Source organism: Amycolatopsis sp. NPDC104587 (assembly GCF_055583645.1).
In genome coordinates, this window is record NZ_JBVJNO010000015.1 from 72,643 (window position 1) to 91,872 (window position 19,230).

At 71.0% G+C, this 19,230-nt stretch carries 16 protein-coding genes and 1 tRNA gene; 7 read left to right on the plus strand and 10 right to left on the minus strand.

The genetic code is table 11. The features are described from left to right. Positions 1-5 precede the first annotated feature (5 nt). On the plus strand, positions 6-1,469 hold the full coding sequence (gene wsfD, locus ACZ61C_RS37725) for a glycan biosynthesis hexose transferase WsfD (RefSeq protein WP_465312701.1): 1,464 nt from the start codon (positions 6-8) through the stop codon (positions 1,467-1,469). A 22-nt stretch (positions 1,470-1,491) separates the two neighbouring features. After that, positions 1,492-1,872 (plus strand): VOC family protein, encoded by a 381-nt coding sequence (locus ACZ61C_RS37730; protein ID WP_465312702.1) that lies wholly within the window; start codon positions 1,492-1,494, stop codon positions 1,870-1,872. Positions 1,873-1,885: 13 nt separating this feature from the next. On the opposite strand, the gene prfA is transcribed toward ACZ61C_RS37730, so the two are convergent. The 8 genes from prfA to argS form a co-directional block, all read right to left on the minus strand. Next, positions 1,886-2,956: a peptide chain release factor 1 gene (prfA, locus tag ACZ61C_RS37735; protein ID WP_465312703.1), complete on the minus strand. Its 1,071-nt coding sequence runs from the start codon at positions 2,954-2,956 to the stop codon at positions 1,886-1,888. A 76-nt stretch (positions 2,957-3,032) separates the two neighbouring features. Beyond that, positions 3,033-3,263, minus strand: a complete 231-nt coding sequence (gene rpmE / locus ACZ61C_RS37740) for a 50S ribosomal protein L31 (RefSeq protein ID WP_086863515.1) — start codon at positions 3,261-3,263, stop codon at positions 3,033-3,035. A 179-nt stretch (positions 3,264-3,442) separates the two neighbouring features. Then, positions 3,443-5,419 (minus strand): transcription termination factor Rho, encoded by a 1,977-nt coding sequence (rho, locus tag ACZ61C_RS37745; protein WP_465312704.1) that lies wholly within the window; start codon positions 5,417-5,419, stop codon positions 3,443-3,445. Between the two features lie 410 nt (positions 5,420-5,829). Next, the gene (gene thrB, locus ACZ61C_RS37750; RefSeq protein WP_465312705.1) at positions 5,830-6,714 is read right to left on the minus strand and encodes a homoserine kinase; all 885 of its coding nucleotides are present in this window, start codon (positions 6,712-6,714) and stop codon (positions 5,830-5,832) included. Next, entirely contained in the window at positions 6,711-7,772 is a 1,062-nt protein-coding gene (gene thrC, locus ACZ61C_RS37755) for a threonine synthase (RefSeq protein WP_465312706.1), read from the minus strand. The genes thrB and thrC overlap by 4 nt, the downstream gene beginning before the upstream one ends. A 76-nt stretch (positions 7,773-7,848) precedes the next feature. Continuing rightward, positions 7,849-9,162: a homoserine dehydrogenase gene (locus ACZ61C_RS37760; protein WP_465312707.1), complete on the minus strand. Its 1,314-nt coding sequence runs from the start codon at positions 9,160-9,162 to the stop codon at positions 7,849-7,851. A gap of 6 nt (positions 9,163-9,168) precedes the next feature. Next, entirely contained in the window at positions 9,169-10,599 is a 1,431-nt protein-coding gene (gene lysA, locus ACZ61C_RS37765) for a diaminopimelate decarboxylase (protein WP_465312708.1), read from the minus strand. A 3-nt stretch (positions 10,600-10,602) separates the two neighbouring features. Then, the gene (gene argS / locus ACZ61C_RS37770; protein WP_465312709.1) at positions 10,603-12,264 is read right to left on the minus strand and encodes an arginine--tRNA ligase; all 1,662 of its coding nucleotides are present in this window, start codon (positions 12,262-12,264) and stop codon (positions 10,603-10,605) included. Between the two features lie 196 nt (positions 12,265-12,460). On the opposite strand from argS, the gene ACZ61C_RS37775 reads away from it, so the two are divergent. After that, positions 12,461-13,261 carry a DUF3105 domain-containing protein gene (locus ACZ61C_RS37775; RefSeq protein WP_465312710.1) on the plus strand — a complete coding sequence of 267 codons (801 nt, stop codon included), beginning with the start codon at positions 12,461-12,463 and terminating at the stop codon, positions 13,259-13,261. Then, a complete protein-coding gene (locus tag ACZ61C_RS37780; RefSeq protein ID WP_465312711.1) occupies positions 13,258-13,950 on the plus strand; it encodes a DUF305 domain-containing protein in 693 nt (230 codons plus the stop codon). The genes ACZ61C_RS37775 and ACZ61C_RS37780 overlap by 4 nt, the downstream gene beginning before the upstream one ends. Here ACZ61C_RS37780 and ACZ61C_RS37785 read toward each other — a convergent pair whose 3' ends face one another. Continuing rightward, positions 13,951-14,871 carry a cation diffusion facilitator family transporter gene (locus ACZ61C_RS37785; RefSeq protein WP_465312712.1) on the minus strand — a complete coding sequence of 307 codons (921 nt, stop codon included), beginning with the start codon at positions 14,869-14,871 and terminating at the stop codon, positions 13,951-13,953. Between the two features lie 177 nt (positions 14,872-15,048). Further along, complete coding sequence (locus ACZ61C_RS37790; RefSeq protein WP_465312713.1) at positions 15,049-16,137, minus strand: epoxide hydrolase family protein; 1,089 nt, start codon at positions 16,135-16,137, stop codon at positions 15,049-15,051. 149 nt (positions 16,138-16,286) lie between these two features. Between ACZ61C_RS37790 and ACZ61C_RS37795 the strand changes: the two genes are divergently transcribed. The 3 genes from ACZ61C_RS37795 to ACZ61C_RS37805 all read left to right on the plus strand — a co-directional run bounded on the left by ACZ61C_RS37795 (position 16,287) and on the right by ACZ61C_RS37805 (position 19,036). Next, a tRNA-Arg gene (locus ACZ61C_RS37795) sits at positions 16,287-16,359 on the plus strand. Positions 16,360-16,598: 239 nt separating this feature from the next. Then, a complete protein-coding gene (locus ACZ61C_RS37800) occupies positions 16,599-17,843 on the plus strand; it encodes an acyltransferase family protein (RefSeq protein WP_465312714.1) in 1,245 nt (414 codons plus the stop codon). Next, a complete protein-coding gene (locus tag ACZ61C_RS37805) occupies positions 17,840-19,036 on the plus strand; it encodes an ABC transporter substrate-binding protein (RefSeq protein ID WP_465312715.1) in 1,197 nt (398 codons plus the stop codon). The genes ACZ61C_RS37800 and ACZ61C_RS37805 overlap by 4 nt, the downstream gene beginning before the upstream one ends. The last annotated feature ends 194 nt before the right edge of the window (positions 19,037-19,230 follow it).

Consider the following 19,230-nt stretch of genomic DNA (forward strand, 5'->3'; position numbering starts at 1 on the left):
TCCGAGTGCGTACTCGTGAACTGCGCTTCGGCTTGGGCGTCTTCGTCCTTTCGCTGGGTGTGCTGCTGCTCCGGTTCCTCGTGCCGAGGCCGGTCGGGATGGCGGACAACGGCGACGGCTGGCGCCTCCTGTGCGCCCTCGGCGGCCGGCACCCGGAGCTGAAGTCCGAGTTCTACGTGCACTTCAGCTACGGCCCGGGGTCGGCGTGCAAGAGCGACTACATCTCGAGCCAGGCGTGGCTCGACTGGTTCGCGAGCAAGCTGGGGAAGGTGCTCGGCTCGTCGGCGGAGCTCAACCTGCTGGTGCTCGGCGCGATCACGTGCGTGCTGGTCGCGGTGGGGGTCGCGGCGACCGTCCTCGCGCTCGACCTGAGCACCCGCTACCGCGTCGTCGCGGCGGTGTTGCTGCTGCTGGTGATGGCCGACTCGGCGTTCTTCGGCTACTTCGCGTCCGTGCTCAGCGAGGGCGCCGGGTTCGTGGGGATGCTGCTGACCACGGGCGGGCTGCTGCTGATGCACCGCGCGGGCGCGTGGCGCTACTGGGGCGCGGCGCTGACCGTCTTGGGCGCGCTGATCGGCATCAACGCGAAGTCGCAGACGTTGCTGCTGATCCCGCTGCTGGTGCTCGCGCTGGTGCTGGTCCGGCCGCTCGGGAAGCGGGGCTTCGCGCGCTGGGTGCTGCCGCTGGGCGTGCTGGTGGTCGTCGGCGCGGGGACGGCGCTGGTCCAGTCCCACGGCGACCCGGCGAACGCCGAGTACCGCGAAGCGAACGTGTTCCACGTCGTGTTCGACAGCATCGTGGACGGCAAGCACAACACTGACGCCGACCTGGACGCGCTCGGTCTGCCGCCGAGCGCGAAGAAGTTCATCGGCAAGGGCTGGTGGGAAGCGAGCCCGTGGACGGACGCGGACTACAACGGCTTCCGCGACAAGATCAGCCGCCGCAACGTGGTCCAGTACTACGCGTCCCACCCGCTGCGCACGGCCCAGATCCTCCAGCAGGGCGCGGTCGACACCCTGACGGCGCGGCCGGCCCGCCTGGGCAGCTTCGCCGAGTCGGCCGGGTTCCCGCAGATGGCCCAGGAGTTCCGCGTGCCGGTGTTCTCCGGGCTGTCGGCGCTGGCGGCGCCGCTGGGACTGTTCGTGCTGGTGCCGTTCTGGCTGCTGATCGGCTGGGCCGGCATCCGCGCGTTCCGCCGCCACCGGCGCGAGTTCGGGATCGTCGTGTTCTTCCTGCTGCTGTTCGCGGTGGGCCAGTTCGGCCTCTCGGCGCTCGGTGAGGGTGTCGAGGGGGTGAAGCACCAGCTGCTGACGCTGTTCCCGACGTTCCTGGCCCTGGTGTTCGGGGTGATCAGCTTCTTCCCGAAGCCGGCTCAGGCCGAGCCCGGGCCCGAAGAGGTCGCGGATGTGGATCAGCCGACCGAGATCTTCGACGCCTTCCGCGAGCCGGAGAAGCCCGCCCTCCGCTGACCGCCTTTGGCAGACTGCGGTGATGCGGATCAAGCACCAGGTCGTCACGTTCGACGCGGCCGACCTCGCGGCCGAGAGCCACTTCTGGGCGGGCGTCCTCGGCGGGCAGGTGGACGAGGACGGCGACTGGCACATGGTGCTGGTCGACGGCGCCCCACGCATCGGCGTGCAGCTCGCGCCGGATCACCGGCGGCCCGAGTGGCCGGCCGGCCCGGTCGAGCAGCAGGTGCACCTCGACCTGTGGGTCGACGACTTCGCCGAGGCGCACGAGCAGGTCACGGCGCTTGGCGCGACGGTGCTGAAGCCGGCGTCGGGAGCGACGTCCGGCGACGACTTCCAGGTGTACGCCGACCCGGCCGGTCACCCCTTCTGCCTGTGCTGGCTGGTCGCCGAACAGCGCTGACCAGCCAGGCGCGTCAGCCGGCGGAAGCCGCCAGGCGTTCTTCGCGGTCCGCCGTCGCCAGCGCGTCCAGCACACCGTCCAAGTCGCCGTCGAGGACCTGGTCCAGGTTGTACGCCTTGTAGTTCACCCGGTGGTCCGAAATGCGGTTCTCCGGGAAGTTGTACGTCCGGATCCGCTCCGAGCGGTCGACCGTGCGGACCTGCGACTTGCGCGCGTCCGACGCCTTGGCCGCCGCCTCCTCCTCCGCGATCGCCTGGAGGCGGGCCTGCAGCACCTGCAGGGCTCGCGCGCGGTTCTGGATCTGGGACTTCTCGTTCTGGCACGACACGACGATGCCGGTCGGCAGGTGCGTGATCCGGACCGCCGAGTCGGTCGTGTTGACGCTCTGGCCACCCGGGCCGGACGAGCGGAACACGTCGATGCGCAGGTCGTTCGGGTCGATCTCGACCTCGACCTCCTCCGGCTCCGGGTAGATCAGCACTCCGGACGCCGACGTGTGGATCCGGCCCTGCGACTCGGTCGCCGGCACACGCTGGACGCGGTGCACGCCGCCTTCGAACTTCAGGCGGGACCAGACGCCGTCGACGACCGCCGACTTCGTCTTGATCGAGAGTGTGACGTCCTTGAAGCCGCCCAGGTCGGAGTCGACCGAGTCGAGCACCTCGGCCTTCCAGCCGTGGCGCTCGGCGTAGCGCAGGTACATCCGCAGCAGGTCGCCGGCGAACAGGGCCGACTCCTCGCCACCTTCGCCGGACTTGATCTCCATCACGACGTCGGAGCCGTCGTACGGGTCGCGCGGCAGCAGCAGCTCGGTGAGCTTCGACTCCAGGTCGGGGATCTTCGCGCTCAGCTCCTCGGCCTCGGCGGCGAACTCCGCGTCCTCCGACGCCATCTCCCGCGCGGCCGCGAGGTCGTCGCGGGCCGTGTCGAGCTCGTGGACGGCCCGCACCACCGGCGTCAGCTCGGCGTAGCGGCGGCCGAGCTTGCGGGCGCGCGCCTGGTCGGCGTGCACCGCCGGGTCCGCCAGCTGGGTCTCCAGCTCCGCGTGCTCGGCGAGCAGCCCCTTGAGCGAGCTCGAATCCACCTCTGCCACCTCTCAGCCCGGGTAAAGACAAGAAACGGCGCCCACCCGCGCGTGCGGGTGGGCGCCGTGAAAAAAGCTACTTGGCGTCGGCGTCCTTCTTCTGCCGCTTGCCGTAGCGAGCCTCGAAGCGCGCGACCCGGCCACCGGTGTCCATGATCTTCTGCTTGCCCGTGTAGAACGGGTGGCAGTTCGAGCAGATCTCGACGTGGATGTTGCCGCTGGTCTTGGTGCTGCGCGTGGTGAAGCTGTTTCCGCAGTCGCAGTTCACTTCGGTGACCACGTACTCGGGGTGAATGCCGCTCTTCATGGTGTCCTCTCTCGTTGGCTCCGGGTCCCCAGTCGTCCACGGGGTGAACCGGCGCCGGACTTCAGCGGGTAATTCTGCCAGACGGGCTGACGATCACTGGAACGCACCCCGCTGACCTGGTATTCCGAACGCGCCGGAGGCCTCCTCGCGCCGACCGCGGGGAGGCCTCCGGCGTACGCTCAGTCGTCTTCGCCGCCGCCGAGGGCGGTCTTCGAGACCTGCATCAGGAACTCGACGTTCGTCTTCGTCTTGCGCAGCCGCGAGATCAGCAGGTCGATGGCCTGCTGCGAGTCGAGCGCGTGCAGCACCCGGCTCAGCTTCACGGTCACGGCCAGCTCGTCCGGGTTCAGCAGCAGCTCGTCCTTGCGCGTACCCGACGGGTTGACGTCGACGGCCGGGAACACCCGGCGCTCGGCGATCTTGCGGTCGAGCTTGAGCTCCGCGTTACCGGTGCCCTTGAACTCTTCGAAGATGACCGTGTCCATCGTCGACCCGGTCTCCACCATCGCCGTGGCGAAGATGGTCAGCGAGCCGCCGTTCTCGATGTTGCGCGCCGCGCCGAGGAACCGCTTGGGCGGGTAGAGCGCGGTCGAGTCGACACCACCGGACAGGATCCGGCCGGACGCCGGGGCCGCCAGGTTGTACGCGCGGCCGAGCCGCGTGATCGAGTCGAGCAGCACGACGACGTCGTGGCCCATCTCGACCAGGCGCTTGGCCCGCTCGATCGACAGCTCCGCGACCGAGGTGTGGTCCGCCGGCGGCCGGTCGAAGGTCGAGGCGATGACCTCGCCCTTCACCGAGCGCTGCATGTCGGTGACCTCTTCCGGACGCTCGTCGACCAGGACGACCATCAGGTGGCACTCGGGGTTGTTCGTGGAGATCGCGTTCGCGATGTCCTGCATGATCGTGGTCTTACCGGCCTTCGGCGGCGACACGATCAGGGCACGCTGCCCCTTGCCGACCGGCATGATCAGGTCGATCACGCGGGTCGTGAGCTTGTGCGACTCGGTCTCGAGGCGCAGCCGCTCGTTCGGGTACAGCGGGGTCAGCTTGGTGAAGTCCGGACGGCGCTTGGCCTCGTCCGGCTCCAGGCCGTTGATCGAGTCGACGCGCACCAGCGGGTTGAACTTCTGCCGCTGCTGCTCGCCGTCGCGCGGCTGGCGCACGACACCGGTGATGGCGTCACCGCGGCGCAGGCCGTACTTGCGGACCAGCGAGAGCGACACGTACACGTCGTTCGGGCCGGCGAGGTAGCCGGACGTGCGCACGAACGCGTAGTTGTCGAGCACGTCCAGGATGCCCGCGACGGGCAGCAGGACGTCGTCCTCGCGGATCTCGGTGTCCGGCGAACCGCCGTCACGCTGGCCGCCGCCACTGCCCCGGCGACGACGGTCGCGGAAGCGACGGCCGCGGCGGCCGCCTTCCTCGTCGTCGTCCTGCTGCTGGGCGCGGTTGTCGCGGTTGTCCTGCCCGCCGCCGCGGTTGCCGCCGTCCTGCTGGTTGCGCTGGCGGTTGCCGTCCTGGCGGTTGTCGTTGCGGTTGCCGCCGCCCTGACGCTGCTGGTCGCGGTTGTTGTTCCCGCCACCCTGCTGGCGGTCGCCGCCCTGACCCTGCTGGCGCTCGCCCTGCTGACGGTCGCCGCCCTGCCCCTCGGGGGCGCCGGCGGCGCGGTTCGACCCGCGGCGGCGCCGGCTGCGGCCGCCCTCCTCGGGCTGGCCGTCCTGGCCCTGCGGGCCGTCCTGCTTGTCCTGCCGGTCCTGCTGCGGGCGCTCCTGCGGCGGGGCGGCCGGCAGATCGGTGGCGCTCGCCGCCGGGGCCTCGGCCTGCGGCTCCGGCTTGGTCTCGGCCGGCGCCGACGGCGCTTCGGCCTTGGGCTCGCGCTTCGGAGCCTTGACCGGCTCGCCGACGCCCTCCAGGGGCAGCGTCTCGGCGGCCGCACGCTTGCGGGACTTGCCCTGACGCTCGCGGATCGCGGCGATCAGGTCGCCCTTGCGCATGCCCGTCGTCTCGCCGACGCCGAGCTCCCCAGCCAGCGAACGCAGTTCCGCCACGGTCTTACCGGTCAACCCGCCGACCGTCTTCTTGGGAGCGGGGGTGCTGCCGTTCGACTCCGCGGCGCTGCTACCCACGTCGCTCAAAAGATCGGTGTTGCTCACACATGTCCTTCCTGACCGATCCACGCCTCCAGGCGGATCAGCGGACTGCCGCTCGCTTCTGATCGCGAACCGGCGTAACTGCCCCCCGATACGGGAGATGAGCTCTTCGGCCGTGCGAAACACAGCTGGAGCGCCTCCACCACAGGGGTTTGCGTCCTCCATTCGGAGGATGCGGAATCCGACACCGCCGAGACCGGAAACCCGCCTGCGTCCCTCCGCGTTACCCCGCTTGCCAGGCGGTGCGGATTCGGCGGATCGACGAAGGATGCCATCCGGGAAATTTCCCGGGACCGACATCGGGTGCGGAAACGCACGGTGATCGAACGCCCCCGAGGGTAGACCGCGGCGGTGCCGGGTGCAACAACCACCCCCCGCGTGGCGGGACCGGCCGCGGCCACGTGACCCAGCCTTTACTGAGCCGCAACCTGCACACCCGTGAGATCCACGGGCAGCTCGAAGACGTCGAAGCCCTCAACGTCGACCTCTGGCGGCACTATTCCCGTCGTCGTCAGCGCGAGCACGGTCGGGCCCGCGCCGGAGACGGTGGCGGCCACGCTGCGTGCACGAAGCGTCGCCACCAGCTCGCCGCTCGCCGGGTAGGCGGGCGCGCGGTAGTGCTGGTGCAGCCGGTCGTCGGTGGCCGCGAGCAGCAGCTCCGGCTTCGCCGTCAGCGCGTGCACGGCGAGCGCGGCGCGGCCGGCGTTGTGCGCGGCGTCGGCGTGCGGCACCGCCGCCGGCAGCAGGCCGCGGGTGGTCGCGGTGGCCGAGCGCACCGACGGCACGGCCACGACCGGCCGGATCGACGCGTGCGGCGCGAGCCGCTCGGCGTGGAACTCCCCGCCCTCGCACCAGGCGACGACGAGCCCGCCGACCAGGCTGGCCGCGGCATTGTCGGCGTGGCCCTCGAAGCCCGCGGCCAGCTGCAACGCGTCGAAGCCGTCGAGCTGACGGCCGGCCAGCGCGTACCCCGCGGCCACGCCGGACACGACGGCCGCCGCGGACGAGCCGAGCCCCCGGGCGTGCGGGATCGCGTTGAAGCAGCGCAGGTGCAGGCCGGGCGGCTCGACCCCGAGGTGCGCGCAGGTCCGCCGGATCGCGCGCACCACCAGGTGGGTCTCGTCGGTCGGGACGTCCGCGACGCCGCCCGCGCCGGCGTCGACCACCTCGACCTTGAGGCCGGCGTCGACGACCTGCACCTCGACGACGTCGTAGAGGCCGAGTGCCATCCCGAAGGCGTCGAAGCCCGGCCCGAGGTTCGCGGTGGAGGCCGGGACGGTGACGCGGAACCCGGTCATCGCAGGTCCAGCGCCGCCGCGACCGCCGAGGGGTCGACGGCCAGCGGCTCGACCTCGACGTTGCCCGCCAGCGCCGTCTGCGGGTCCTTCAGGCCGTGGCCGGTGACCGTGCAGACCACGCGGGAGCCGCGCGGCAGCCGTCCGTCGGCGGCCGTGGCGAGCAGGCCCGCCACGCTGGTGGCCGACGCCGGCTCGACGAACACGCCCTCGCGCCCGGCCAGCAGCCGGTACGCCTCGAGGATCTTCTCGTCGGTGACGGCCTCGAAGAGCCCGTCGGAGGCGTCCTTCGCCTTCACCGCGGCGGTCCACGACGCGGGGCTGCCGATCCGGATCGCGGTGGCGATCGTGTCCGGGTCGCGCACCGGCTCGCCGTGCACCAGCGGCGCCGCGCCGGCCGCCTGGAAGCCGAACATCCGCGGGGTGTTCTTCACCACATCGTCGTTCGCGTACTCCGAATACCCCGCCCAGTACGCCGTGATGTTGCCGGCGTTGCCGACCGGGAGGCAGTGGATGTCCGGCGCCTCGCCGAGCACGTCGCAGATCTCGAAGGCAGCGGTCTTCTGGCCGGCGATGCGCACCGGGTTGACCGAGTTGACGAGCGTGACCGGGTAGTCGGCCGCGGTCTTGCGGGCCAGCTCGAGGCAGTCGTCGAAGTTACCGTCGACCTGCAGGATCCGCGCGCCGTGCAGCACGGCCTGGGCGAGCTTGCCCATCGCGATCTTGCCCTGCGGCACCAGCACGGCGCAGGTCAGGCCGGCGCGGGCGGCGTAGGCCGCGGCCGAGGCGGAGGTGTTGCCGGTCGACGCGCAGATCACCGCCTTGAGCCCGCTCGCGAGCGCGTGCGTGATGGCCACGGTCATCCCGCGGTCCTTGAACGAGCCGGTCGGGTTGGCGCCCTCGACCTTGAGGTGCACCTCGCAGCCGGTCAGCTCGGACAGGTGCCGCGCGGGCAGCAGCGGCGTGTTGCCCTCCCCGAGCGTGACGACCTGCGCGCCGTCCGGGACCGGGACGCGGTCCCGGTACGCCTCGATGATTCCCGGCCAGGGCTGGCTGATCATGCGATCGCCTCGCTCCGCGAGACAGTGTTCAATCCTTTTTGGCGCATGATTTCCATGGTTCGCTCGCAAGCGTCGCTCACTGGTCTTCGCCTTCCACCCGCATGACGCTGACAACTTCGTGCACGACGTCGAGCCGCGCGATCTCGTCCACAGTGGACTGCAGGGCGGCGTCGGGCGCCTGGTGCGTCACGACGACGAGGCTCGCGCGGTCGCCGACGTCGCTCTGGCGCACCGCCGCGATGCTGACGCCCTTCGCGGCGAACGCCTGCGCCACCTGCGCGAGCACACCGGCGCGGTCGGCCACGGAAAGGCTTACGTGGTACCGGGTCGGCGTCTGGCCCATCGGCCGCACCGGCAGCGCCGCGTGCGCGGACTCGCGCGGGCCGCGGCCGCCGGCGACCCGGTTGCGGGCCACCGCGACGAGGTCGCCGAGCACCGCGCTCGCGGTCGGCGCGCCGCCCGCGCCCTGGCCGTAGAACATCAGCTCGCCGGCCGCGTCGGCCTCGACGTAGACGGCGTTGAACGCGCCGCCGACGCCGGCCAGCTGGTGGCCGCGCGGGATCATCACCGGGTGCACGCGGGCGGACACCGACTCGACCCCGTCGTCGTCGGCCACCCGCTCGCAGATGGCCAGCAGCTTCACCGTGCGGCCGAGCATCCGGGCCGCGCCGAGGTCGGCGGCCGTGACGTCGGCGATGCCCTCGCGGTGCACGTCCGAAGCCGTGACCCGGGTGTGGAAGGCGAGCGAAGCGAGGATCGCGGCCTTCGACGCGGCGTCGTACCCGTCGACGTCGGCGGTCGGGTCGGCCTCGGCGTACCCGAGCCGGCTGGCCTCGTCGAGCGTCTCGGCGTAGCCCGCGCCGGTGGAGTCCATCGCCGAGAGGATGTAGTTGGTGGTGCCGTTGACGATGCCCATCACGCGGGTGATGCGGTCACCGGCCAGCGACTCGCGCAGCGGGCGCAGCAGCGGGATCGCCCCCGCCACCGCGGCCTCGAAGTAGAGGTCGGCGCCCGCGGCGTCGGCCGCTTCGAACAGGTCGGCGGAGTGCTCGGCCAGCAGCGCCTTGTTGGCCGTGACCACGGACTTCCCGGCCTTGAGCGCGGCCAGCAGCCAGCCGCGCACCGGCTCGATGCCGCCGACCAGCTCGACCACAACGTCGACGTCGTCGCTGGTCACGAGCTTCTCGGCGTCCGCGGTCAGCAGCTCCGGCGGCAGCTCGGGGTGCTTGTCCGGGCGGCGGACCGCGATCCCGGCCAGCTCGACCGGCGCACCCGCCCGCGCGGCCAGCTCCCCGGCCTGCTCGGTGAGCAGCCGGGCGACCTGGCCGCCGACGGTCCCGCAGCCGAGCAGGGCGACCCTGATGGACGGTCGTTCCTCTGGGGCAGACACTGGTGCTCAGACCTCCAGGCGCAGCATGTCGTCGGTCGTCTCCCGCCGCAGCAGCAGCCGGGCGCTGCCGTTGCGCACGGCGGCCACGGCCGGGCGCGGCTGCCGGTTGTACGTGCTCGCCATCGAATAGCAGTAGGCGCCGGTCGCCGCGACGGCCAGCAGGTCGCCGGGAGCCAGCGTGTCGGGCAGCCAGCAGTCTCGTACGACGATGTCGCCGGACTCACAGTGTTTTCCCACGACCCGGGACAGCACGGCCTGCGTCGGCTGCTCGTTGTCGCCCGCGGACCGGGAAACGAGCCGGACGTCGTACACCGCGTCGTAGAGCGCGGTCCGGATGTTGTCGCTCATCCCGCCGTCGACGCTGACGTACCGGCGCGACCGGTCGTCGCCGAGCGAGACGTCCTTGATGGTGCCGACCTCGTACAGCGTGACCGTGCCCGGGCCGGCGATCGCGCGGCCGGGCTCACCGGCGATGCGCGGCACCGGCAGGCCCGCGTACGCGCACTCCTTGCGGACGATCTCGCGGATCTGCGTGATCATCTGCGCGGGCGGCGGCGGGTTGTCCTTGTCGGTGTAGGCGATGCCGAAGCCGCCGCCGAGGTCGACCAGGCTCAGCTGGTCGAGCAGCTCGGGGCCGTGCTCCTTGGCCAGGTCGGCGAGCAGCCCGACGACGCGGCGGGCGGCGACCTCGAAGCCGTCGGCGTCGAAGATCTGCGAGCCGATGTGGCTGTGCAGGCCGACCAGCTTGAGCGACGGCGAGTTCAGCACCCGGCGCACCGCCTCGGCGGCGTCGCCGGAGGCCAGCGAGAACCCGAACTTCTGGTCCTCGTGCGCGGTCGCGATGAACTCGTGGGTGTGCGCCTCGACGCCGACGGTCACCCGGATGAGGACCGCCTGCACGACGTCGTGCCGCGCGGCGATGTCGGCCAGCCGGGCGATCTCGAAGTAGGAGTCGAGCACGATCGTGCCCACGCCGGCGACGATCGCGGCCTCGAGCTCCGCGGGCGACTTGTTGTTGCCGTGGAAGGTGATCCGGTCGGCCGGGAAGTTCGCGCGCTGTGCCACCGCGAGCTCGCCGCCGCTGCAGACGTCCAGGCTCAGCCCCTGCTCGGCCACCCAGCGGGCGATCTCGATGGAGAGGAACGCCTTGGACGCGTAGTGCACGAGCGACGGGTCGTCGAACGCCTCGGCGTAGTCCGCGCACCGGGACTTGAAGTCGGCCTCGTCGACCACGAACAGCGGCGTGCCGTGCTGCTCGGCCAGCTCGCGGACGTCGACGCCGGCGATCCGCACGACGCCGTCACCGCCGCGGAAGGTGTTGCGCGGCCACACTTTCGCGGGCAGCTTGTCGAGCTCTTCGACCCCCGAGGGCTGCAGCCCCGAGGTGTCGGCGTGGGGGTAGACGTCGGCGTGCCGGGGGCCCGCGGGGTGCGCCATTTCTTACATCCGTTCCGGAGCAGAGACACCGAGCAGGGCGAGACCGTTCGCCAGCACCTGGCGCGCCGCTTCGCACAGCGCGAGCCGCGCGAAGGTCAGCGGGGTGGCTTCTTCGTCACCCATCGGGAGGACTCGTCCCACGGTGTAGAACTTGTGGTAGGCGCCCGCGAGTTCTTCGAGGTAGCGCGCGATCCGGTGCGGCTCCCGCATTTCGGCGGCACGGCGCACGGTTTCCGGGAACTCGCCGATGGTGCGGATCAGGTCGCCCTCGGCGGGCAGCGTGAGCAGTCCGAAATCGACGTCGGAACCGGACTGCTTCGCGAGGCCGAGGTCGGCCGCGTTGCGCTGCAGGGACGCCAGCCGCGCGTGCGCGTACTGGACGTAGTAGACGGGGTTGTCGTTGGAGTGCTTGCGCAGCAGGTCCAGGTCGACGTCCAAAGTGGAGTCCACGGAGTAGCGGATCAGCTCGTAGCGGGCCGGGTCGACGCCGACCGCCTCGACGAGGTCCTCCATGGTGATCACGGTGCCGGCGCGCTTGGACATCCGGACCGGCTTGCCGTCGCTGACCAGGTTGACCATCTGGCCGATCAGCACCTCGACCGTGCCCGGGTCGTCGCCGAACGCGGCGGCCGCGGCCTTGAGGCGGGCGATGTAGCCGTGGTGGTCCGCGCCGAGCATGTAGATGCAGAGGTCGAAGCCGCGGTTGCGCTTGTCCTTGAAGTAGGCCAGGTCGCCGGCGATGTAGGCCGGGTTGCCGTCCTGCTTGATGACGACGCGGTCCTTGTCGTCGCCGTACTCCTTCGACTTCAGCCACCAGGCGCCGTCCTCGAAGTAGAGGTTGCCGGAGTCCTTCAGCTCCTGGACGGCGGCGTCGACCGCGCCCGACTCGTGCAGCGAGTTCTCGTGGAAGAAGACGTCGAAGTCGGTGCCGAACTCGTGCAGGCTCTGCTTGATCTCGGTGAACATCAGCTCGATGCCGATCCGGCGGAACGTCTCGTGCCGCTGCTCCTCCGGCAGCGAGAGCGCGCTCGGCTCGGCCTTGATGACCTCGGCGGCGATGTCGTTGATGTACCCGCCCGCGTAGCCGTCCTCCGGCGCGGGCTCACCCTTCGCGGCGGCGATCAGCGAGCGGACGAACCGGTCGATCTGCGCGCCGGCGTCGTTGAAGTAGTACTCGCGGGTGACCTCGCCGCCCTGCGAGCCCAGGACCCGGCCCAGCGCGTCGCCGACCGCGGCCCAGCGGGTGCCGCCCAAGTGGATCGGGCCGGTCGGGTTCGCCGAAACGAACTCGAGGTTGATCTTCGTGCCGGCCAGCGCGTCCCCGCGGCCGAACGCGGCGCCGGCGTCGAGCACCTGGCGCACGATGTCGCCCTGGGCGGCCGCGGCGAGCCGGAAGTTGAGGAAGCCGGGGCCCGCCACCTCGGCCGAGGCGACGCCTTCGTCCGCCGAGACCGCCTCGGCCAGCGCGTCGGCGAAGTCGCGCGGCTTGAGCCCGGCCTTCTTGGCCACCTGGAGGGCCAGGTTCGTCGCGTAGTCGCCGTGGTCGGGGTTGCGCGGGCGTTCGATGGTCACCTGCTCCGGCAGCACGGCGTCGGTGATGCCGCGTGCGGCGAGCACCTGCACGGCGGAGCTGCGGACCAGGTCGGCGAGAGCGGCGGGAGTCACTCCGCGAATTCTAGGTGTGCCCAGGTCGGGCGCTTTCATCGGTCTCGGGGACATCACGATGGGCGAGCACGTGAGGCGTTAACGGTGATCAGACGCGCGGTCTCTACACTGGCCCGGGCGGGAATCCGTCCGCAGCCACCAGAGGGAGAACGCGGGAGCCATGGCGAACCGGACAACTCGGAAAAAGGGGTCGGCTGTGAAGGCGGCCCGCGGTTCGGTCGTGGCCAAGAAGGGCACGCCGTGGGGCACGATCATCGCGGTCATCGCCATCGTCGCCCTGGCCGGAGCCGTGATCACCTACTACATGGTGGCGTCCGCGCCGAAGCGTGAGCAGTCCGACCGCGAGGCGGCCGCCGCGTCCTTCGCGCCGACCGCGTCCGACCCGGACCCCTCCAAGCGCATCCCGGGCGTGGTGACGGCCACCTACACCGGCAGTGTGCACGTGCTCCCGACCGAGCGCGTCGCCTACGACAAGACCCCGCCGTTCGGCGGCCCGCACGACGGGTACTGGGCCACCTGCACCGGCACCGTGTACCCGAACGCCGTCCGCACCGAGAACATGGTGCACGGCCTCGAGCACGGCGCCGTGTGGATCGCCTACAACCCGCAGCAGATCACGGGTGACGCGCTGAACCTGCTCAAGGTCCGCGTCGAGGGCAAGCCGTACACGATGATGTCGCCGTACCCGGGCCTCGACAAGCCGGTCTCGCTGCAGTCGTGGGGCCACCAGCTGAAGGTCGACAAGGCCGACGACCCGCGCATCGACGAGTTCATCGCCGCGCTGCGGAGCAACCCGAACGGCGTCTACCCCGAGGTCGGCGCCTCCTGTGACGCGCTCGGCCCGGGCCAGTTCGACCCGGACAACCCGCCGCCGTTCGACCCGTCGAAGCCGGGCCCGGACGCGAAGCCGATGGACTACAAGGGCACGCCGAACGCGCAGACCGACCAGCAGACCGGCGGGATGAGCCAGCAGCCGTCGGCCCCGGCCACCAAGTGACTTCGGAGGCCCCCGGGCCGCCCACGTGGTCGCGCTGGGTGATCATCGGCGGCGCGCTGCTGGCGGTGCTGCTGATCGGCGCGACCGCGGGGATGTTCCTGACCCGCACCCTCGACAACGGCTCGGCTGCCGCCACCCCGGCAGCCGGGTCGGTCGAGGTGGGGTTCGCCCAGGACATGTCGACGCACCACCTGCAGGCCGTCACGATGGCCGGCTGGGCGCGCGACCACTCGACCGACCCGGAGATCCGCCAGCTGGCGTTCGACATCGAGCGCACGCAGCTGGAGCAGGTCGGCCGCATGAAGGGCTGGCTCATGCTGTGGGACCAGCCGGAGCAGGCGATCGGCGCGCCGATGAAGTGGATGACGGAGCCGATGTCCGGCATGCCGGGCATGTCGATGGGCACGTCGTCGGTCAACCCGGCGGCGGGCGCCCTGATGCCGGGTATGGCCACGGAGGCGGAGCTGGCCAAGCTGCGCTCGCTGTCGGGCAAGGAGCTGGACGTGTACTTCCTCCAGCTGATGCTGCGCCACCACCAGGGCGGAACGGCGATGGCCCAGTACGCGGCGGGGCATTCGAACCTGACGGCGTTGCAGGCCCTGGTGCGGAGCATCGTGACGTCGCAGGGTGCGGAGATGGACCAGATGAAGCTGATGCTCTCCAGCCGGGGCGCCCAGCCGCTCCCCTGACTACCAGGAAAGCTCCTGGCAGCGCTGCGCGCACTGCGGCGCCTCCACCTGCAGGGTCGCGTGCTCGATCGAGTACCGCGAGGCCAGCAGGTTCTGCGCCTCCGTCAGCACGTCCGACTGCTTCGCCGGCGGGGCCAGCGTCAGGTGCGCCGAAGCCACCTCCATGCCGGACGTCAGCGTCCAGACGTGCAGGTCGTGCACGTCCGCGACCCCCGGCAGCGCGGCCAGCTCGGCGTTGATCGCGCCCACGTCGACGCCGTGGGGTGCGTGCTGGAAGAGGATCCGCAGCGCGCGGCGGGCCAGGGCCCACGTGCGAGGCAGCACGAACAGGCCGATCGCCACACCGATGATCGGGTCCGCGTAGCGCCAGCCGGTCAGCAGCGTCAGCGCGCCGCTGACCAGGACGCCGACCGAGCCGATCAGGTCGGCCAGCACCTCCAGATACGCGCCGCGGACGTTGAGGCTCTCCTTCGCCCCCGAGCGCAGCACGGCGAACGACACGACGTTGGCCAGCAGACCGGCCGACGCGGCCAGCAGCACCGGCAGGCCGGGCACCGCCGGCGGGTCGCTGATCCGGCCGATGGCCTCGACCAGGACGTACCCCGCGACGCCGAACAGCAGGATCGCGTTGCCGAGCGCGGCCAGCACCTCGGCCCGGTAGAGCCCGAACGTTCGGCTGACCGTAGGGCCGCTGCGCCGCGCCAGGACGATCGCGGTCAGGGCCATGCCGACCCCGAGGACGTCGGTGAACATGTGCGCGGCGTCGGAGATCAGGGCCAGCGAGCCGGTCGTGAAGCCGACGACGAACTCCAGCACCATGAAGCCGGCGCCGACGCCCAGCGCGACGGTCAGGCTGCGCACGTACCGCCCGGACGCGCTCGCCGGCGCGCTCGTGTGGCCGTGTCCGTGGCCGTGTCCCATCTCGCCTCCGTTCCGCGTGTTGTTCCGAGGCCAAACATATAGTCGAATGCGCATATGTGCAACAGAGGTGAGGCTAAGTTCACCCATCCGAAAGCTACTCCGCGGCTTGTTCGTCACCAATCCACCAGGAGGGGTTTCCCGCCTGGTGGACCGGTCACGCTTCGACGTCGCCCGCGGCTAGCGCACCAGCCGGAAGAACCCGCGAACCTGCTCGACGAACAGCCGCGGCTGCTCGAGGGCGGCGAAGTGCCCGCCGACGGGCAGCTCCTCGAACCAGCGCAGGTCGGTGTACCGCTGCTCGGCCTGCCGCCGCGACGGCCGCACGATCTCCTTGGGGAACACCGAAACCCCGGCCGGCACGTCCACTGTGGACAGGTCGCGGTCGTTGTTCTCCCAGTACATCCGCGCCGACGAGGTCGCCGTGGCGGTGAACCAGTAGACCGAGATCGCGTCGAGGATCTTCTGCCGGTCGACGGCGTCCTCGGGGTGGCCCTTGTTGTCGGTCCACGCCCAGAACTTCTCGGCGATCCAGGCGGCCTGCCCGGCCGGCGAGTCGGTCAGGCCGTACCCGAGCGTCTGCGGCCGCGTGCCCTGCTCGGCGGAGTAGCCCGCCCCGGTCCGCCGGAACTCCTGCAGGTCGGCGAGCGCCTTGCGCTCCTGCGGCGTCGGATCGTCCTGCTCGAGCCGCACGGGCGCGAAGTTGACGTGCACCCCGGCCACCCGCGGCGAGCGCCCGAGCGCGTTCGTCACGGCGGCGCCCCAGTCACCGCCCTGGGCGCCGTAGCGGTCGTAGCCGAGCGACACCATCAGCGCGTCCCACAGCTCGGCGACCCGCGCGATCTTCAGCGCCGGCTTGTCGCTCCACCCGTACCCGGGCAGGGAGGGAACGACGACGTGGAAGGCGTCGGCGGGATCTTCGGGCTCGGCGAGCGGCCCGATGACGTCGAGGAACTCCAGCACCGAGCCGGGCCACCCGTGGGTGAGCACCAGCGGCAGCGCGTCCGCGTGCGGCGACCGGACGTGCAGGAAGTGCACCCCGACCCCGTCGACGGTCGCCCGGAACTGCGGAAAGGCGTTGAGCCGCCCGGCGAACCCGAAGTCGTACTCCTCACCCCAGTCCCGGCAGAGCTCACGCACGTAGGCCAGCGGAACCCCCTGCGACCAGTCACCGACGGTCTCCGCCTCCGGCCACCGCGTCCGCCGCAACCGCTCCCGCAGATCGGCGATGTCGACCTCGTCGAGAGGTACCTGGAAGGGTTCGGCCATCTCGCCTCCTTCGGGTGAGGCTCCCACGCTAGCGACGTGCGGGTGAGTGGATCAACTTCCTTGCGCTGACCAGCGGGATCACCCATCGCCCCACCTGCCCGCGCGAGCCCCGGACGATGCGCTAAGCTTTCCGAGTCGCCCAGCGATGGGCCCTCGTAGCTCAGGGGATAGAGCACTGCCCTCCGGAGGCAGGTGTCGCAGGTTCGAATCCTGCCGAGGGCACCCGAGATGCCCGAGGTCTGTTCGCGGATTGCGCGAACCGGATCTCGGGTTTTGTGCTTTCCGGGGGCCGAGCCCCCAGGCCCCCGCCGGGGGCAAGCCCCCGGACCCCCGAGCGTGGTCACCTTGCGTGGGTACTCGCCTTCGATCTCCTCCCAGAGCAAACGTGGAGACGTCTTCGTCGCGTCCGGAATCGTACGGTTCCGCCAAAGAACCGACCGGCCAGCGTGAAGGAGTAGGTCGTGAGTGACAGCAATGGCGGCGCGGCGAGGCTAGTGCCCGTCGGCCCAGGCTCCGGGGGCACGGCGACGCCGGCCAAGGCGCTGAACTCGTTGACAGGGCTGCGGTTCATCGCCGCGATCATGACGTTCCTCTTCCACACCGGGCTGATGATGAGCCCGCTCGGCCCGACGTTCGCGTCGGTCAGCCCGTTCGCCGACACCGGCGCCGCGACGTGGTACGCGACGACCTTCGCCTTCAGCGGCTACATCGGGTTGTCCTTCTTCTTCGTGCTGAGCGGCTTCGTCATCACCTGGTCCGCGCGGCCGACCACCACCGCGAGGTCGTTCATCCGCCGCCGGCTGGTGAAGGTCTTCCCGAACCACGTGGTCATGTGGATCGTCGTCATGGTCCTGTTCGCCGGTGGCGTGGTCAGCTGGCGCGTGTGGCTGCCCAACCTGTTCCTGATCCAGTCGTGGTTCCCCACCTACGAGATCAGCCAGGCCATGAACGTGCCCGCCTGGTCGCTCTGCGCGGAGCTGCTCTTCTACCTGACCTTCCCGCTGCTCGTCCGGCCGCTCTTCCGGCTGAAGGCGCGCGGCCTGTGGATCGGCGCGGTCGCGATGCTCGCCGGCCTCGGGATCTACCAGCTCCTGGTCAACACCGTCATCGAGGGCCCGGCCGCCGGCTCGCCGGACCCGATGTCCCCGACGCAGTACTGGCTCGCCTACCTCTTCCCCGTCGGGCGCATCTTCGAGTTCCTGACCGGCATGTTCCTGGCGCGCATCGTCGCCGCGGGCAAGTGGCCGAAGCAGGTCGGCCCGCTGGTCGCGACCGTGATCATGGTCGTCGCCTGGTTCGTCGCGCTGTACGCGCCGGTGCAGCTGGCGATCAACCTGATCACCCTCGCGCCGATCGGCATCGTGATCGCCGCCTTCGCCAGCGCGGACCTGCGGGGCGCGCGCACCCGGGTGAACGGCAAACGCTGGGTCTTCCTCGGGCAGATCTCCTTCGGGTTCTACATGGTCCAGATCGTGACGGTCTTCTGGTTCCGGGGTGTCACCGGCGGCCAGTTCTCCACCCCCGTCGCGATCCTGGTCCTGCTCGGCATGGCCGCGCTGAGCATCCTCGGTGGCTTCATCCTGTTCCGCTTCGTGGAGTCGCCGATGATGCGCAAGTTCGGCCGCAAGAAGACCGCGCCGCTCAAGGCGGTCGAGACGCCCGGCCCGAAGTCGCCGGACGCGGGTGAGGAGCGCAGCGCGGCATGAGCACCGAGCCCGCACACCGGGACGACCGCAAGGTCGAGGTCTACGCCTGGGCGACCGACGATGATCCCGAACGGGTCGTCGAGAAGGCCGCGGTCGACTCCCTCGCGGAGGTGTTCGCCCGCCGGTCGCCCGACCTGGAGTTCGTCAACCCCGTCCTCTCCGGGGACGGGGTGGCGGACCCGGTGGCGGCGCTCACCTCCCGGTTGCGGGCCGGCGACCCGCCGGACAGCTTCCAGGTCCACCCCGGCGGCGAGGTGACCGACCACGTCGCCGCCGGGGCGCTCGCCGACCTGGACGACCAGTTCGCGCGGTGGGGCCTCACCAGTCTCCTGCCTCCCGCGTTGCTCGAGGGCCTCTCGGTCGACGGGAGCGTCTACTGCCTGCCGACGGGCATCCACCGCCTGCTGTTGTGGGGCAACGGGGACACGCTGGCCGGGGCCGGGCTCACCGCCCGGCCGGCGTCCCTCGCGGAGCTCTTCCACCACCTGGACGAGCTGCGCGCCGCGGGCCTCGATCACCCGCTCGCACTCGGTCCACATTGGACCCAGCTCGACCTCCTCGAAGGACTCCTGCTCGGCGAGCTCGGCGCCGACCGCTTCGAATCCCTCTGGACGGCGGACGCCGACTGGGCGCACGCGGACATCACCCGCGTGCTCGAGGACTACAAGAAGCTGCTGTCGTACTCCAACCCGGACCGCGACAGTCTGCATTGGACCGAAGCGGCGAAGCGGCTGAGCAACGGGAAAGCCGGTTACTTCTTCATGGGCGACTGGGTGGCCGCCGAACTGGAGGACAACGGCCTCACGAACTACACGTACCAGCCGTTCCCGGGCGCCGAGGGGACGTTCCAGTGGCTCGGCGACGGGTTCGTCCTGCCCAAGAACGCCCCCAACGCGGCGGGCGCGAACCGCTGGCTCCAGACCGTCGCCGGCCTCGAAGGGCAGCGGGCTTTCAACACCCGCAAGGGATCCGTCCCCATCCGCCGGGACGCGGACCCCGCCGACTACCCGCCCTACCAGCGGGCGGCGATCGCGGACCTCCACCGGCTGCGGCTCGTCCCGTCGTGCATGCACGGCTCGGCGACCTCCCCGGACCGGGTGATGCCGGTCGTCCTCGCGGTGAACTCCTTCTCCTCGACGGGTGACGTCGCGGAGCTGCAAGCCGCGATCGCGGCGGGCCTCACCGGCCGGTGAGGCCGAAGACACTCCAGGAGTAGACCCCCACGGCGGGGGTTCAGAAGAATCAGAGGGAGCCGAACAGGCTCGATCGTGAGGTCCGGAGCTCGGGGATCCGCCGGCGGACGGCGAGATCCACCGCTTCCCCAACGCCGGTGGCCGGGTTCCGGTCGGTGCCCGCGACCTGAAGCGCTGAGACTTGGGAGTGGACA

What these genes read in the sequence shown, in the direction of transcription:
- ACZ61C_RS37730 (WP_465312702.1), top strand. Translation starts at nt 1,492, where the DNA reads ATGCGGATCAAGCACCAGGTCGTCACGTTCGACGCGGCCGACCTCGCG.
- thrC (WP_465312706.1), bottom strand. Translation starts at nt 7,772, where the DNA reads ATGATCAGCCAGCCCTGGCCGGGAATCATCGAGGCGTACCGGGACCGC.
- rpmE (WP_086863515.1), bottom strand. Translation starts at nt 3,263, where the DNA reads ATGAAGAGCGGCATTCACCCCGAGTACGTGGTCACCGAAGTGAACTGC.
- ACZ61C_RS37790 (WP_465312713.1), bottom strand. Translation starts at nt 16,137, where the DNA reads ATGGCCGAACCCTTCCAGGTACCTCTCGACGAGGTCGACATCGCCGAT.
- lysA (WP_465312708.1), bottom strand. Translation starts at nt 10,599, where the DNA reads ATGGCGCACCCCGCGGGCCCCCGGCACGCCGACGTCTACCCCCACGCC.
- ACZ61C_RS37785 (WP_465312712.1), bottom strand. Translation starts at nt 14,871, where the DNA reads ATGGGACACGGCCACGGACACGGCCACACGAGCGCGCCGGCGAGCGCG.
- ACZ61C_RS37805 (WP_465312715.1), top strand. Translation starts at nt 17,840, where the DNA reads ATGAGCACCGAGCCCGCACACCGGGACGACCGCAAGGTCGAGGTCTAC.
- thrB (WP_465312705.1), bottom strand. Translation starts at nt 6,714, where the DNA reads ATGACCGGGTTCCGCGTCACCGTCCCGGCCTCCACCGCGAACCTCGGG.